The organism is Gordonia sp. 852002-50395_SCH5434458 (assembly GCF_001665905.1).
Taxonomy (GTDB): Bacteria; Actinomycetota; Actinomycetes; order Mycobacteriales; family Mycobacteriaceae; genus Gordonia; species Gordonia jacobaea.
The window spans coordinates 110,422-124,400 of the sequence record NZ_LZTC01000075.1 but is presented as its reverse complement, the minus strand read 5'-3'; the positions used below and the strand labels follow the sequence as shown (position 1 = coordinate 124,400).

The 13,979-nt window shown below is 64.3% G+C and carries 16 protein-coding genes; 9 read left to right on the top strand and 7 right to left on the bottom strand.

The window, feature by feature from the left end; translation table 11 throughout:
• Positions 1–154: 154 nt before the first annotated feature.
• Complete coding sequence (locus A5785_RS16870) at positions 155–409, bottom strand: hypothetical protein (protein ID WP_064867743.1); 255 nt, start codon at positions 407–409, stop codon at positions 155–157.
• Here A5785_RS16870 and A5785_RS16865 point away from each other — a divergent pair.
• Positions 408–635, top strand: coding sequence for a hypothetical protein (locus tag A5785_RS16865; protein ID WP_064867741.1), 228 nt, complete (start codon positions 408–410; stop codon positions 633–635). The genes A5785_RS16870 and A5785_RS16865 overlap by 2 nt on opposite strands.
• A gap of 83 nt (positions 636–718) precedes the next feature.
• A complete protein-coding gene (locus A5785_RS16860) occupies positions 719–1,249 on the top strand; it encodes a hypothetical protein (protein WP_156525508.1) in 531 nt (176 codons plus the stop codon).
• 171 nt (positions 1,250–1,420) lie between these two features.
• Here the strand turns inward: A5785_RS16860 and A5785_RS16855 are convergent, their stop codons facing one another.
• Both A5785_RS16855 and A5785_RS16850 read right to left on the bottom strand, forming a co-directional pair.
• Entirely contained in the window at positions 1,421–4,141 is a 2,721-nt protein-coding gene (locus A5785_RS16855) for a hypothetical protein (RefSeq protein WP_064867882.1), read from the bottom strand.
• A gap of 225 nt (positions 4,142–4,366) precedes the next feature.
• Complete coding sequence (locus A5785_RS16850; RefSeq protein ID WP_064867737.1) at positions 4,367–6,031, bottom strand: ABC-F family ATP-binding cassette domain-containing protein; 1,665 nt, start codon at positions 6,029–6,031, stop codon at positions 4,367–4,369.
• Positions 6,032–6,108: 77 nt separating this feature from the next.
• Here A5785_RS16850 and A5785_RS16845 point away from each other — a divergent pair, with 77 nt between their 5' ends.
• The 4 genes from A5785_RS16845 to A5785_RS16830 all read left to right on the top strand — a co-directional run bounded on the left by A5785_RS16845 (position 6,109) and on the right by A5785_RS16830 (position 8,448).
• Entirely contained in the window at positions 6,109–6,504 is a 396-nt protein-coding gene (locus A5785_RS16845; protein ID WP_064867735.1) for a tautomerase family protein, read from the top strand.
• Positions 6,505–6,581: 77 nt separating this feature from the next.
• On the top strand, positions 6,582–7,163 hold the full coding sequence (locus A5785_RS16840; RefSeq protein WP_064867733.1) for a dihydrofolate reductase family protein: 582 nt from the start codon (positions 6,582–6,584) through the stop codon (positions 7,161–7,163).
• Between the two features lie 47 nt (positions 7,164–7,210).
• Positions 7,211–7,558 carry a VOC family protein gene (locus A5785_RS16835; protein WP_064867731.1) on the top strand — a complete coding sequence of 116 codons (348 nt, stop codon included), beginning with the start codon at positions 7,211–7,213 and terminating at the stop codon, positions 7,556–7,558.
• Entirely contained in the window at positions 7,555–8,448 is an 894-nt protein-coding gene (locus A5785_RS16830; protein ID WP_064867729.1) for an exodeoxyribonuclease III, read from the top strand. Before A5785_RS16835 ends, A5785_RS16830 begins: the two co-directional genes overlap by 4 nt.
• On the opposite strand, the gene A5785_RS16825 is transcribed toward A5785_RS16830, so the two are convergent.
• Both A5785_RS16825 and A5785_RS16820 read right to left on the bottom strand, forming a co-directional pair.
• Positions 8,413–8,892, bottom strand: coding sequence for a DoxX family membrane protein (locus A5785_RS16825; RefSeq protein ID WP_082937995.1), 480 nt, complete (start codon positions 8,890–8,892; stop codon positions 8,413–8,415). The genes A5785_RS16830 and A5785_RS16825 overlap by 36 nt on opposite strands.
• Before the next feature lie 35 nt (positions 8,893–8,927).
• A complete protein-coding gene (locus A5785_RS16820) occupies positions 8,928–9,392 on the bottom strand; it encodes a DM13 domain-containing protein (protein WP_064867725.1) in 465 nt (154 codons plus the stop codon).
• Positions 9,393–9,569: 177 nt separating this feature from the next.
• On the opposite strand from A5785_RS16820, the gene A5785_RS16815 reads away from it, so the two are divergent.
• Genes A5785_RS16815 through A5785_RS16805 form a run of 3 tightly spaced genes read left to right on the top strand, consistent with a single transcriptional unit; the run spans position 9,570 to position 12,044 of the window.
• Positions 9,570–10,259 (top strand): response regulator transcription factor, encoded by a 690-nt coding sequence (locus tag A5785_RS16815; protein ID WP_064867723.1) that lies wholly within the window; start codon positions 9,570–9,572, stop codon positions 10,257–10,259.
• Positions 10,259–11,401, top strand: coding sequence for a sensor histidine kinase (locus A5785_RS16810; protein ID WP_064867879.1), 1,143 nt, complete (start codon positions 10,259–10,261; stop codon positions 11,399–11,401). Before A5785_RS16815 ends, A5785_RS16810 begins: the two co-directional genes overlap by 1 nt.
• Before the next feature lie 34 nt (positions 11,402–11,435).
• The gene (locus tag A5785_RS16805; protein ID WP_064867875.1) at positions 11,436–12,044 is read left to right on the top strand and encodes an MSMEG_1061 family FMN-dependent PPOX-type flavoprotein; all 609 of its coding nucleotides are present in this window, start codon (positions 11,436–11,438) and stop codon (positions 12,042–12,044) included.
• Here the strand turns inward: A5785_RS16805 and A5785_RS16800 are convergent.
• Both A5785_RS16800 and thiD read right to left on the bottom strand, forming a co-directional pair.
• Entirely contained in the window at positions 12,038–12,856 is an 819-nt protein-coding gene (locus A5785_RS16800; RefSeq protein ID WP_064867877.1) for a DUF1684 domain-containing protein, read from the bottom strand. The genes A5785_RS16805 and A5785_RS16800 overlap by 7 nt on opposite strands.
• Positions 12,857–12,994: 138 nt before the next feature.
• A complete protein-coding gene (gene thiD, locus A5785_RS16795; RefSeq protein WP_064867721.1) occupies positions 12,995–13,807 on the bottom strand; it encodes a bifunctional hydroxymethylpyrimidine kinase/phosphomethylpyrimidine kinase in 813 nt (270 codons plus the stop codon).
• Between the last annotated feature and the right edge of the window lie 172 nt (positions 13,808–13,979).

Genomic DNA, 13,979 nt, shown 5'->3' with positions numbered 1-13,979 from the left:
CAACGTCCGACACTGTTCGACACTCAATCGCAGCACACATCATTGACTGGGGGTCAAGTGGTCGCAGGTTCAAATCCTGTCAGCCCGACGGAAAAGCCCTGGTGAGACAGCAAGTCTCGCCAGGGCTTCGTCATGTCCGATCGTGGTCCACCCTCTAGTCCCCCGGTCGCTCGAAGCGTGCCGATCGAGATGGTGAAGGCGCGATGCGCGCCGTCGTTGCCGGTGCGTGCTCTGTCAGTGCGTCCTCGATGACGCCCCAGAAGCTGTGTGGGTCGTTCTCGACCGTCTGCGAGGACAGGTAGACCACACGTCGCACACTCGCGCCGAACTGCTCTGCGATTGGCGCAATCTTCCGGCGAGCGTCCTCCGCGTTGTCGAAGAACGGCCACATCAGATAGACCGCATCCATGCTTCCCCGGGCCGCTTCGAGCGTGGCCGGGTCGGCCAGGTCGACCGAGATCCAGCAAGGCTGGGAGCGCCTCGCCGCACACCTGCACTCCGTCGTCGGAGAACGGATCAACGAACTGTTCGGCCTCCTCGAAGAAGCGACACCACCAGGATCAGGACAGCGCTACGAACCGCATCCTGAGGCTCTCGGGCCGGAACTCCTTGGACGAACAGAACGCGTCATCTGAGCGCGGTTCGCGGATGGCGAGGGCGGTCGCGTGGCCGAATGACGCAGGGCTCGCACGGGATGTGCAACGGCTACAGTGCGTGCATGCAGATTTTTCCGATCCTCAAGGAATACCACTGGGTGGGTAAGCATTTCGCGCTGTTTCAGAACCTGCTGGACATTGATCGCGAACCGATGCCACTAATCGCCTACGGTTACAACCAGGCCGACCAATATCAGTTCCTGACGACTGGCGCGACAGATCAGACCATCGAGCAGATCCATGCGCAGGCGCTGGCGAACCTCGCCGCGGCACCGGCACAATGGGAAGGCAGCGGCTCGATCCTCACCGGATCGGGATACGACTTCTCTGCCGAGAAGATCCTCGATCCCGGATTCATCGCCGAGGCGCAGCGCCTCCTGGGCAGCACCACGATCGAGATCGCGATCCCACGCCGCACCATCATCTACGCGACGGCTGCCGTCCCGGGCACGCCAGCTCACGACGAGTTCTCCACCGTGGTGTGGCGGACATGGCTCGACGACAGCTTCGGCAACGCGCCCATCACACCGATGGTCTTTCGTTTCGACGGCGCTCAGATCGTCGGTGCGACCGTTCTGGAACCGCAGGCGTAACGATGCCCCGGAGGAGTTACCACAGTCGATCGCGCCCCGTCGGGCTCCGATCCGCGATCTCGCGCACGAACACCGGCGGCCCACACTAGAAGACCTCGACGAAATCGACTGCACGACAAGGGTACTGACGCACGCCAGGGCACGCACACTAGACACCTTTAGGCGTCGCGGTCACGCCTCAAACCCGACGAGACCGCCAACAGTCTTCGCCTCGTCCACGAATCCGCGTCGGGCCAGGAAGCGGGCAGCCCAACGGACTCGTCGGCGGAGTGTCGCGGGACTGCTCGCCGACAGTCGTATGAGCGAAGCATCTGCTCCATGTCGGATCGCTCTCAAGCCGATCTGGTCTTCGACGCCATCGGTGTACTCCTGTGACAACTCAAGTCCGGTCAACGCGTCCGCCACTACCGGAAGGTCGTCGGAGCCGACGACACCGATGATCCGCCTCGCCACGTTGACGCCCTCTTCGGCGTCGTAGGAATCGCCCACCAGGAGGCATGCGCGACGCAGCAGATCGGCTCGCTCCGGTAGGTCGGAAGGTAGTTGGGTGACAACCAGTGCGAAGTCGAATGGCGTCGCCGAGTACAGATGGTCTGCATTCGTCAGAGCGTCATCGAGGCGCTGAAGCCCCTGCGCGGTGTGGCCTGCCCGAACGAGTCCCACACCTGCAACCGCGTCGACGAACGATCCATCGCTGCTCTCGTAAGTCGCCATCTTCGGGCGAAGCCTCGTGAGCTCAACTTCCAGATCGGGATATCGAGCCACAATTGTCGACCCGAAATTGATCAGAGGGCTGACGAGGTTATACACCTGGACGCCACCACCGCGGAGCACCGTGATCAGTGTCATGGCGCGAGACTCAGTCCATAGTGTCGGGTCTTCCTCCAGGCGCGCCGCAATATCGGTTGCCAGATCGGTGGGGTGGTACCCGGCATATCGGATGTCGGGTAGGGCGGCGGCGACGGCGAGCGCTTGGTCGATATCCCCGCAGGCGAGTGCGATTTGGCCGACAGCGAAGTCCCGTCGACCGTAGTCGTCCCTCTCGAGCAGGTGTCTTTCGTTGTTCCAGGCGTTTCGGCATGTGTCCAGCGCACGGAGCATGGTTGCGACATCGGCGGAGTCTGATGTCTTGGCCACGGCACGGAGTGCCTTCAAGTGAAAGCGTTCGGGGGATTCCCCATCGAAATCGTCCCGGCCAAAATTCGTGATCAGCGCCAGCGCTTCGTCGAGTCGGCCGCGTCGAGCGAATTCGTTTGCGACGAGCTGCAGACATTCGGGTCGCACCGTCTGGTGTGGCTGCACGGAATCTCCTAGGGCAGCAACGTATGCGGTCGCGGCCGCAGCGATCAATGGGCGTTCAGCTTCGTCGAGGAGTGAACCCCATTCGGCGTATCGACGAGCGGCGGTTTCGTCGTTCTCGTCTCGGTGATGTTCATCCAGGATGCGAAGCGTTTCGATGATCCGGCGCGGGCGAACCTCCGGGTAGCCGGCGTATTTGCTCGTGCTCTGCAACGTGGTCGTTTCCATGGGTCCCAACGCAATCGTTGCCCGCAGGAGTTGTAGTTCCAGATCGGGATCACCGATCTGCGTCACGATGCCCGCGAGGATGGGCGCGGCCAACGCCATGGACTTGCCCCGTCCAACCCACTTGATTGCGAGCCCTTGCGCCAGCGCGGCGGATACAAATGACCGTTGGTGTTCGACGTCCAGATTCTCACGCGCGACGTTGTACCCTCCGGGACTGAGCTCACCGATAGTCATGAGGGAGACCAGAATGCGCTCAGCGGTGTCCTGATCACCGCCGACCGCGAGGCCGCGCGCCCAATTGCTTTGATCGACCGAGGTGATGACTTCGGCTGTCGCGGCGCTGGACTCGAGCGCGATGGTCACTGATTGCAGCGCCCCGTCGTCGTCGTTGGCGTCATGGCGTGCGAGCGCCCGCGCGGTCGCGCGCTCGAGTCGTCGATTATCGGTGTACCCATGGGCGATATCGTCGACGGTGGGTTCGCGGTCGAGCTGCCGGACTGCTTCGGGTTCGCCCACACCGGAGTCGATGGCCGCCAGTACCGGATCTTTGTTGCCGGCATCCCACAGGATCTCCGCGAGTGACCGTGCATGATCCAGCCACCCTGCTCGTACGCATGCCTGGGCACCGATGGCCAGCTCGTAGGACCGCACATCCTTGGTGGCGCGGTTGCTTCCGTACTGTGTCATGGCGGCGATCGTCGTGAGTACGGCGTCGTCGTCGGGATGCATTTCGGCGCGGGCGTATTCGGTCAAAGCAAGTGAGAGTGCTTCTGCCTCTTCAGCACCGTCCTGGATGATCACATCACCGTACGCGCTCCGAATCGCGTCCTCGGCGACCAGGCGTCCACGGACGACGAGTAGCGCTGCGGCCGTGGCCTTTTCTTGCTTGGCGTACTCGGGGATGGCGGCGTATAGCAGCGCGGCGGCATCGACATCGTCGCGTTTCAGACGGTCGCGTACGCCGGCCAGCAACGCCAGGCCGGCCGAGCGGCCGAAAGCGCGGTTGCACACATCGGCGAGTACCAGCGGTTCCAAATCGCCGGCAGATTCGGCCCAGCGCATCATCGTGATGGTCTCGCAGCAGTCGGACCAGTCGAGGTTTGCCGGCAGGGATTCGTCGAGTGCTTCCGCGGTTGCAACCAAGACGGCGGGGAAGACCAGGCCCAGGACGATTGTCGCGGCGAATCGGGGGTGCTCGGGCAACTCGGCGAGCGCGTATGCTGCCGACTCGCCGTCACCGACCCGGGCCGCCTCAATGGCTTTGTACCAACCGCGCTGGTAGAGGTCGGCAGCGCCGTCAGCGAGTGCGTGTTCACAACGCTGGACCAACTCGGATGCCTGCTCTTCGGTGAATGTCGCCGTCATTCGTGCCTCCTGGTGGACGGGCGCAATCGCGCGATCGATGCGCACGTCGACCGTGCGCGACGCCGATCATGTCATGGCGCGAACCACGAACTCCGAAGCATCCCTCTGGTCCTCATCCGGCCGGATGACGCCAGCGCACGGAAATCCCGACCCGTGGCCAACTGAGTTGCGGTTGCTCAAGAGTGCGGATACCGCGCCTCTGGGCAACCGCAAGCGGCGCCCGGGTCAATCGACAGTCACGTGCCCGCCGTCCACGTGCCATCGGGTGTCGATGCGCACCTTCTCGAGCATCCGACGGTCGTGGGTGACCAGGAGCAGCGCGCCGTCGAACGACTCGAGTGCCGCTTCGAGTTGTTCGATTGCGGGCAGGTCGAGATGGTTGGTCGGCTCGTCGAGCACGAGTACGTTGACTCCGCGCGCCTGAAGCAGTGCCAATGCCGCGCGGGTGCGCTCGCCTGGTGACAGGTCGCCGACGGCGCGGTCGACATGGTCGGCGCGGAGGCCGAACTTGGCCAGTAGTGTTCGCACTTGTTCGGTCGAGTAGTCGGGGACGAGTTGCTCGAACCGATCGGCCAGCGGTTGTGGACCGGTGAATTGTCCACGCGCCTGGTCGATTTGGCCGATCGCCACACTTGCGCCGAGACTTGCCGTGCCCTCGTCGGGCGCCACGGACCCGGTGAGGAGACGCAGGAGTGTCGACTTTCCGGCTCCGTTGGGTCCGGTGATGCCGATCCGCTCGCCGGCGTTGACCTGGAGCGACACCGGCCCGAGGGTGAAGTCTCCCTGTCGCACAACGGCGTTGGCAGCGGTGGCGACGACCGAGCTCGATCGCGGCGCTGACCCGATGGTGAATTCCAGCACCCACTCTTTGCGGGGCTCGGCGACCTCGTCGAGTCGAGCGATGCGACTCTCCATCTGCCGTACCTTCTGCGCCTGCTTCTCGCTGGACTCGCTGGCTGCGCGGCGTCGAATCTTGTCGTTGTCGGGAGCCTTACGCATGGCGTTGCGCACACCCTGACTCGACCATTCACGTTGAGTGCGCGCCCGCGCCACGAGGTCGGCCTTCTTCTCGGCGAACTCCTCGTACTCCTCGCGGCGGTGGCGCCGCGCGACCTCGCGCTCCTCCAGGAAGCTCTCGTAGCCGCCGTTGTAGACCGTGTTGGTGTGCTGGGCGAGGTCGAGTTCGATCACGCGAGTCACGCAGCGCGCCATGAACTCTCGGTCGTGACTCACCAGCACTACGCCACCGCGCATGCCGCTGACGACTTCTTCGAGTCGTGCGAGGCCATCGAGATCGAGGTCGTTCGTGGGTTCGTCGAGGAGCACGACGTCGAAACGTGAACACAGCAGCGCGGCCAACCCCACGCGAGCGGCCTGGCCTCCCGACAGTCCGGTCATGAGCGCGTCTTCGGGAGGAGTGTTGCCGGTTCGTAGGCCGACGTCGGCGAGTACGGCAGGCAGTCGCTCGTCGAGATCGGCGGCGCCGGTCGCCAGCCAGTGGTCGAGTGCCGCCGAATACACATCGGCCGGATCCTCTGCGCCAGACGCCGGCGCATCGTCAGCCAATGCTGCCGCTGCTAGTTCCATGGCCTCGCTCGCCGCGGCGCATCCTGTTCGTCGAGCGACGTACTGGGCGACAGTCTCACCCGGCACGCGCTCGTGCTCCTGCGGCAGCCAACCGACGAAGGCGTCGGCCGGCGCGCGCGTGACCGTGCCCTCGAGTGGGGCGAGGCTGCCGGCCAGGACCGCCAGCAACGTCGACTTGCCCGCTCCGTTGGCGCCAACGACTCCGACAACGTCGCCCGGCGCGACTGTCAGATCGAGGTGATCGAACAGCACACGATGGGCGTAGCCGCCGGCGATGTCTTTGGCGACGAGTGATGCGGTCATTGCTATATCGTCGCACTCACATCGTTGCGACATGCTCGCCGAGTCCGGCCGTGGTGTGCAGACGGTATTGTTTCTTGATGCCGAGCACCCAGGTCGAAGTTCGTCGGACGTACGCCCCCGAGACCGAGGCGGCGATTCTGGACGCGGTCCACGACTCCTTGGTCGCAGCGTTCGCGATCCCCGTCGAAGACAAACACGTGAGACTTGTTGTGCACGAGCCTCATCGCTTCGCGGTACCGCCGACCCTGTCGTCTCCGGAGGCGTACACGCTCGTCGTCGTCGACTGCTTTGCCGGCCGGAGCGTCGACGCCAAACGTGCTCTCTACCGAGAGGTTTCACGACGACTGGGCGTGCTCGGCATCCCGGCCGACCACATCACGGTCATCGTTCGCGATATCGAGACCGCAAACTGGGGTATTCGAGGCGGGCAGGCCGCCTGCGATGTGGACTTGGGTTTCGACGTCAACGTGTGAGCGAACCGCACGCTCGCCGCGACGCGCGCGCGTGCGCGGGCCCCGTCGACTCATGTCCGTTATGGGAGAATCGACCGATGCGCAGACTCGTCTACTACGTGGCAACGACGCTCGACGGATTCATCGCAGGACCAGACGGTGGTGACCCATCCGGGGCCGACTTCTTCCCGATCACCGACGACGTTGTGCAGTTCATCGTCGAGAACTATCCCGAGACGCTACCGGCACCAGCGCGCAAGGCACTCGGAATCGACGGTGCGGGAACAGTTTTCGACACGGTCGTCGAGGGTCGTGGATCGTACGAACTCGGCCTTGCCGCGGGTATCGACGACGCGTATCCGCATCTTCGCCACCTTGTGTTCTCCACGACGCTTCCCGAGAACAACTCTGGTGCCGTGGAGATCGTGCGCGACGAACCCGCCGAGACAGTGCGCGAACTCAAACGCGAAGAGGGACTCGACATTTGGCTGGTCGGCGGCGGAACGCTGGCACATGCCCTACTTCCCGAGATCGACAGGCTGGTGCTCAAAGTGAATCCGTCGATCATCGGCAGTGGCGTGCCCCTGTTCAACGGGCCATTCGCGCCGACCCTGTTCACCCCGGCCAACGAGACGCATCTGCCCGGCGGCGTACGGGTGCTCACCTACGACCGCCGCTGACGGCAGCCCTGCCCGTCGGGCCGGGCGGTCGGTGAGAGAGTGGGAGTATGCATGTTGATCGAGTGGTTCCCAACCTCACCGTCTCGGATCTCCACCAGGCCGTTGCTGAGCATTCTGCGATCCTCGGCTTGCACGTCCTCATGGATCACGGGTGGATCGTCACTCTGGGAGATGACGACGGGCATCAGCTCAGCGTCATGACCTCCGACGCGTCCGCGCCGGTCAACCCCGACGTCTCGATCTTCGTCGACGACGTCCGAGAAGCGCTCGCCGAGGCGCATGCCGCGGGAGTGGAGATCGTGCACCCGCTGACCGACGAACCGTGGGGCGTCACACGATTCTTCTACCGGGCATCCGACGGTCGCGTGATCAACGTCGGCACCCACACGCGATGAACGACGCTGGGCGCACGTCCGACGACCGGCCCGACCCATTCACGGTTGTGTCGTTCAACGTCAACGGGATTCGAGCAGCGCGACGTCGAGGATTCGACGCGTGGTTGGCAGAACGAAACCCCGACGTCGTGGCGCTTCAGGAACTGCGCTCCCCGGCAACGGAAGTCGGCATTTTTCCCGGCTACTCGGTCGCGCTCGACGTCGGATCGATCGCCGGACGCAACGGTGTGGCAATTCTGACCAAGACACCACCGACCGCAGTGCGGACCTGGCTGACCGATCCGCCGAAAGCACGCGGCCTCAACGAATTCGCCACGCACGGAAGGTACATCGAAGTCGACCTCGCCGACCGACCGGTCACCGTCGGATGCCTCTACCTACCGAAAGGCGGCCTGCCCGCGCATCGTCAACGAACAGGAGCCATGCGCGACGCCCCCGACGGTGGGGCGAAGTACGACCGAAAGCAACGATTCCTGAGTGCATTCGCTCGTGAGCTGAACCGAAATCGCCTGTCGGCCCAACGTGACGGTCGGGAGTTTCTGCTCGTCGGGGATCTCAACATCGCCCATACCGAACACGACGTGACCAACTGGCGCGCTGCCCGGTCGATGGACGGCTTCCTGCCCGAGGACCGCGCCTGGTTCGATTCGGTTTTGGGTTCGCGTCGACTCGTCGACGTGGTCCGGCGTGTCCATGGTGATCGACCCGGACCGCTGACCTGGTGGAGCTGGGCGGGGGAGTCGTTCGCCAAGGACGTCGGCTGGCGCGTCGACCATCAGCTCGCCACGCCAGGTCTGGCTCGCCGCGCGGTGTCGGTGACAGTGGACAAAGAACCATCGCCGGCGCAGCGATTGTCAGACCACGCGCCGCTCGTGGTGACCTATCGCTAGCGGCGACTTTTTCAACTGGTGGACGGCCGCGAGCGAGGTGCGCAGGTTTACTCGTGACGCCGTCGACGCGAACGCCGCGACGGCCACCGAGAGCGCGAGCATGATCGGGTATTGGGTGATGAGCTGATCCGCCGACCAGTAGTTGCAGAGCTGAAATGCTGACAGCAGCGCCACAGGCAATGTGGCGATTCCGAGGATCAGCGCAATCCCCAGTGACACTTCGAGCAGCGGGACGCCAACGCCGAAGGCGGTCGGGACATGTCCGACGACGTCGCGGGTGAACGCGCGGTAGAAGCCGGGTACTCGCTCGTTGCTTGCTGCACTCTGCACGACGAGAAGAATGTCGGCCCGCCCGAAACCGGCGTGATACTTGACGATCCCTTCGTGCAGCCAGAGCGCGCCGAGTGCCACGCGTGCGAGGGTGGCGGCGACAACTGTTGCCACCCTCGCACTGCGCGCGACGCGTGAATCCGTTGTCGTCACTTCATCAGCTCTGCGGCACCGAATACGGCTTTTGCCTTGTCGCAGTGCACAACTACGTCCGAGTAGGCGGCAGCGTCGACGCCGGTGGGCACCTCGAAGGACTGAGAAGCCTTGTCGTAGGCGACTTTACCGAGTGCGACTCCGTTGCTGACGTCTGATTCCGAGGTGCCCTTGGCCAGGTAGAGATGGAGATCGGGACCCTCGTCGGACGAGAAGCCTGACAATTCCACCTTTCCCGCCGTGAGAGTCGCTGTGCCCGACACCTTTTTGTCGTTGAGTCCCGCGAACGCTCCGTGTGCTACCGCCGTCGAGCTCATGGGGGCCATCGACATCTCGGCCGATGCGGACATCGGGGCCGCCGAGGTCGTCGTCGCAGATGTGCTCTGATCGCTGCATCCAGCGATGGCGCCGACGACGACGAAGGCTGCGAAGGCGCTGGCGACGAAGGTCTTGATCCTCATGTGTTTCTCCTGACGTGGTGGATGTACCGACTCGGCACGACAGGAATTACAGCAATCGCAGAGGGTGCGATCGGCGATCATTTCAGCGTCGTAAGCCCACATTTCAGCGCGGTAATGATTTCAGCACCGTAATAATTCGAGCTGGGGGACACGCCATTTCGCGGTTACGCTCGACTGATGCAGCAAGGGGCACGAGTGATGGTCGTCGAAGACGACCCGGCGGTGCGAACCGTCGTCGCCGATCACCTTCGTGCTGCGGGGTGCGACGTCGCGATGCACGCCGATGGAGAGAACGCATGGATTGCGCTCAGCGCGGAGATGCCCGATCTGCTGATTCTGGATCGCATGATCCCACTGATCGACGGCGACGAATTGTGTCGTCGAGTGCGCGCAGTGTCTGAGGTACCGATCATCATGTTGACGGCGCTCGATGGACCCGACCATCGAATAGCCGGACTCGAGCGAGGCGCCGACGATTATCTCGGGAAGCCGTTCGCGTTGCGGGAGTTGCAGCTTCGAGTGAACTCGTTGTTGCGCCGTAGCGCCAACACCAGTGCGCCGTTGACATTTACGGCGGGGCCGTTCCGCGTCGATCCCGCTCATCGCAGAGTGTGGGTCGACGGTAAGGAGATCGCGTTGACGGCCCGCGAGTACGAACTCCTGCTCTATCTGGTGCGCAACCCGGATCGGGTTGTCAGCCGGGAGGAGATCCTGCGCGAAGTGTGGCAGTGGGCCTTTGGCGACGCATCGACGGTGACAGTTCACGTGCGACGGTTGCGCGAGAAGATCGAACCCGAGCCGCGCTTTCCGCGCTTTCTGCACACCGAGTGGGGCGCCGGATACCGATTCACCGCACGGGGCGAATGATGTTGGGCCCGTACGAAGTCCTGCTGATCGCGGGCACCACGTTCGCGGCGACCGCGGTGGTGACCGTCCTTACGGTGCTGGTCCTCAGGCTGACGCCGCACAGCGGTATTGCCGTGCGATGCGCTGTCGTTCTCGCTGGATCGTTGTTATCGATCGTGTTCTCCACCTTGGCGGTTGCCGCGGAGATGTACCTGTCCGGGCACGACGTCGTCGTGCTCGGTTATGTCATTGGAATCTCGGCGTTGATGAGCATGATCGCCGGCTGGGCGGTGACGGGGCGCGCCATTCGATCACCGGTGGAGGCGCTTGTCGCCGATGCTCGCCGGGTCGGCGACGGTGATGTGGTTGCCGCGTCGCTCACCGGCTGGCGCGAATTCGACGAGGTGTCAGCGGAATTGGCCGAGACATCGCGCCGCCTGGCGGATGCCCGCGCACAGATTGCCGAACTGGATGCCGCGCGACGGCAGTTCTTCGCCTGGATCTCGCATGATCTGCGAACACCTCTCGCCGGGATGAGGGCGATGGCGGAGGCACTCGAGGATGGCACGGCAGCCGAGCCGGGACTCTACATCGCAACGATTCGCACGAAGGTCGACACAATCAACAAAATGGTCGACGACCTGTTCCAGCTGTCCAAGCTTCAGACCGGTTCATTGGAGCTGTGCTGCGAGCCCGTCGTCCTACGCGATCTTGTCAGCGACGCCGTCGCGGACGTTCGGGCCATCGCGACCGGTCGAGGTATACGCATCGTCGACGATGGAATTGACGGTCACGTCGTCTGGGCGGATCCCCGCGAGATCACGCGCGCGATCGGCAACCTGCTGAGCAACGCCGTACGGCATGCGCCGGATGACAGCGCGATCACCGTCCGTGCAGTCGGAGACGAGGCGACGCTGGTGCTCAGCGTCGTCGATCAGGGCGAGGGAGTGTCGTCGGAAGACCTCGGTTCGATCTTCGACGTCGGCTGGCGCGCGGACACCGCGCGCACGTCTGACCGCGATGACTCCGCGACGACCGGGGCCGGTCTGGGCCTCGCGATTGTGCGAGGCATCGTCGAAGCGCACGGTGGCACCATTCGGGCGCAACGCACGGCCGCCGGCTTTCAACTGGATCTCGAACTGCCGACCGCCGCAGCCGGTTGACCTCATATCGTGCTGGCTGGGCATCATGGAGGGTATGCAGGTCACCACGCAGGCACAGTTGCGGGAGATCGTCGGGCATCCGGCAGAGATCATCGCGAACAAAGCCATGCCGCAGTTGCTGTCGGCGCACGTCGAATGGCTCGCCGCGACACCGATGATCTTCCTGGCCACATCGGACGCGTCGGGCCGCGTGGATGTATCACCCAAGGGCGATCCCGCGGGCAAGGTGGTTCACGTCATCGACGAACACACCATCGCGATCCCCGAGCGCCCGGGTAATCGACGCGTGGACGGTTACGAGAACATCCTCACCAATCCGCACGTCGGCGCGATCGCGGTGATCCCGGGGCGTGGCGACACGTTGCGGGTCAACGGATCGGCACGCATCGTCGACGATGGTCCGTACTTCGACCAGCTCGCGGTCCGCGGCAAGCGACCCATCCTCGCCGTCGAGGTCGACGTCGAGGAGGTGTTCTTCCACTGCTCCAAGGCATTCATGCGGTCCGAACTCTGGAAGCCCGAGACGTGGGACCCCACCAGGGTGCCGAGCACCGCGAAGCTCGCCAAGCAGGTGATGGCGGGCCTCGACGACATTCCGGACGAGGAGTTCGGCGACGACGCGTACCGACCGTGGCTCTACTGAGCTGAGCGCTCGTACGGCGTCTTCTCGCCAGCGGTGACCTCGACATCGAGCTGATTGCCCGCGGGCGGCAGCGGGCACGTGGCGAAGTCGATGAACGCGCACGGCAGATTGGTCGCGCGATTGAAGTCGAGCACCACACGTCCGCCGTTGCGCAAAACTTCGTCGGCGGCGTCGACGGCCAGGCTTCGATTCGCCGCATACGTCGTGATTCCCGAGGTGGCATCTGTGAACAGCACGCTCAGCCCGCCCTGCTTGCCGTTGAAGGCAATGAGTCGACGCTGCTGCCCGTCGTGGTCAAAGACCAGGTCACCGGGGGAGACGTACACGTGGGCCAAGCCCTCCGCGACGGCGCCGACGGTCACCGGCCGAGGCTGTTCGTACGGCTCGAACCGCGCTTCGACGACCCACGCGGGATCGGCGTCATATGCCGGAACGCCACGAAAATTGCGCACCGTGGGCGCGTTCTCGTCGTGCACGCGGATCAGGTAGCCGTCGCCGCGGCGTGCGACCTCGATGTGCACGTCGTCGATGTCCACGACCTCACCCGGGCCGGTCGGTTCGAGGTCGAAATCGCGGGTGTCGAAGGACTCGCCGTCGCCTGGTCGAAGGTGGGCGGTCGGGCCGTCGAACCACCAGGTTCCCGGCAGCCCCTCGAAACGCGACGGTTCCGTGTCGAGCCATTCGAGGCGGTTGATCGACAGCCATCCAAGGGGAGCGGCGAGGTCACGCTCGCGAATGGTGTGCCACTGCTGCCATTCGTCGGCGAAGTCGCCGTCGGCTGGTGTCGTCGAGGTGGACAGTGCTCCGGTCATTCGGTGCTCCCTGAGTCGTCGCGGATGTGACTCCTTCTGCAACGTCGACGACGTCCCAACCATGGCCATTCGCGTTCGCTGGGCGCAACCCTTGACGCCGGGTTCGATCGCTCTGGGCTCACGTTGACGGCGTGCGGGTCAGCCCTCGAGCGCGTCCACGAAAGCGCCCTGCCACACCGTGTCGAACGGGGTGTGCCCCGACACGCGGCCGTTGATGCCTGCCGTGGTGAATTCCTTGGCGAATGCGACAGCCTCACCGATCTCGGCGCCCTTCGCCAACTCGGCCGTGATGGCGGCGGCGAGCGTGCATCCGGCCCCGGAGACTCGCTCTGACCCGACTTTCGGCGCGGCCAGCACGGTCACGTCCGTGCCGTCGAACAGCACGTCGACGGCGTCGTCGCCGGGAAGTTCGACGCCGCCCTTCGCGATGACGTACTTCGGACCGAGATCGGCGATTCGACGCGCGGCCTCAGCGAGATCCTCGACGCTGGTGATCTCGTCCATGCCGGACAGGATCTGCGCCTCGAAGAGATTCGGGGTGACCACCGTCGCGAGCGGAATGATCTTCTCGCGCAACGCGGTATCGGTGTCGAGTGCAGCGCCCGGCTCTTGGCCCTTGCAGATGAGGACGGGATCGACGACGACGTGACGCCAGTCTCGGGCGGCGAGCGCGTCGGCGACGACGTCGATGGTCGCGGGCGTGCCGAGCATGCCCACCTTCACGACGTCGAGATCATGGGTGGCGGTTGCCGCTTCGATCTGGTCGGCGATGACGTCCGGTTCGACGGGTACGAACCGGTGCGCCCACCCGTTCTTCGGATCGAACGAGACGATGCAGGTGATGGTGCCGACTCCGTAGACACCCAACTCCTGGAAGGTCTTCAGATCGACTTGAATCCCGGCGCCGCCAGTCGCTTCCGAACCGGCGATGACATATGCAAAATCAACCACACATCAAGCCTACGACTCCGCAGATCGCGGCCTGAAGTCGCCTTTCACGAGAGCGACGCCGTCTGCCGATCGGCCTACGTCTGAGCCGAGCACAGTCTCGCTTGTCGGTGGTCGACGTCATGATGATTCGCACATGCGGCTCCTGCTGCATCGTGTCGCACGTTGCAGCCGC

What these genes read in the sequence shown, in the direction of transcription:
- A5785_RS16865 (WP_064867741.1), top strand. Translation starts at nt 408, where the DNA reads ATGCTTCCCCGGGCCGCTTCGAGCGTGGCCGGGTCGGCCAGGTCGACC.
- A5785_RS16870 (WP_064867743.1), bottom strand. Translation starts at nt 409, where the DNA reads ATGGATGCGGTCTATCTGATGTGGCCGTTCTTCGACAACGCGGAGGAC.
- A5785_RS16860 (WP_156525508.1), top strand. Translation starts at nt 719, where the DNA reads ATGCAGATTTTTCCGATCCTCAAGGAATACCACTGGGTGGGTAAGCAT.
- A5785_RS16855 (WP_064867882.1), bottom strand. Translation starts at nt 4,141, where the DNA reads ATGACGGCGACATTCACCGAAGAGCAGGCATCCGAGTTGGTCCAGCGT.
- A5785_RS16850 (WP_064867737.1), bottom strand. Translation starts at nt 6,031, where the DNA reads ATGACCGCATCACTCGTCGCCAAAGACATCGCCGGCGGCTACGCCCAT.
- A5785_RS16845 (WP_064867735.1), top strand. Translation starts at nt 6,109, where the DNA reads ATGCCGAGCACCCAGGTCGAAGTTCGTCGGACGTACGCCCCCGAGACC.
- A5785_RS16840 (WP_064867733.1), top strand. Translation starts at nt 6,582, where the DNA reads ATGCGCAGACTCGTCTACTACGTGGCAACGACGCTCGACGGATTCATC.
- A5785_RS16835 (WP_064867731.1), top strand. Translation starts at nt 7,211, where the DNA reads ATGCATGTTGATCGAGTGGTTCCCAACCTCACCGTCTCGGATCTCCAC.
- A5785_RS16830 (WP_064867729.1), top strand. Translation starts at nt 7,555, where the DNA reads ATGAACGACGCTGGGCGCACGTCCGACGACCGGCCCGACCCATTCACG.
- A5785_RS16820 (WP_064867725.1), bottom strand. Translation starts at nt 9,392, where the DNA reads ATGAGGATCAAGACCTTCGTCGCCAGCGCCTTCGCAGCCTTCGTCGTC.
- A5785_RS16815 (WP_064867723.1), top strand. Translation starts at nt 9,570, where the DNA reads ATGCAGCAAGGGGCACGAGTGATGGTCGTCGAAGACGACCCGGCGGTG.
- A5785_RS16810 (WP_064867879.1), top strand. Translation starts at nt 10,259, where the DNA reads ATGTTGGGCCCGTACGAAGTCCTGCTGATCGCGGGCACCACGTTCGCG.
- A5785_RS16805 (WP_064867875.1), top strand. Translation starts at nt 11,436, where the DNA reads ATGCAGGTCACCACGCAGGCACAGTTGCGGGAGATCGTCGGGCATCCG.
- A5785_RS16800 (WP_064867877.1), bottom strand. Translation starts at nt 12,856, where the DNA reads ATGACCGGAGCACTGTCCACCTCGACGACACCAGCCGACGGCGACTTC.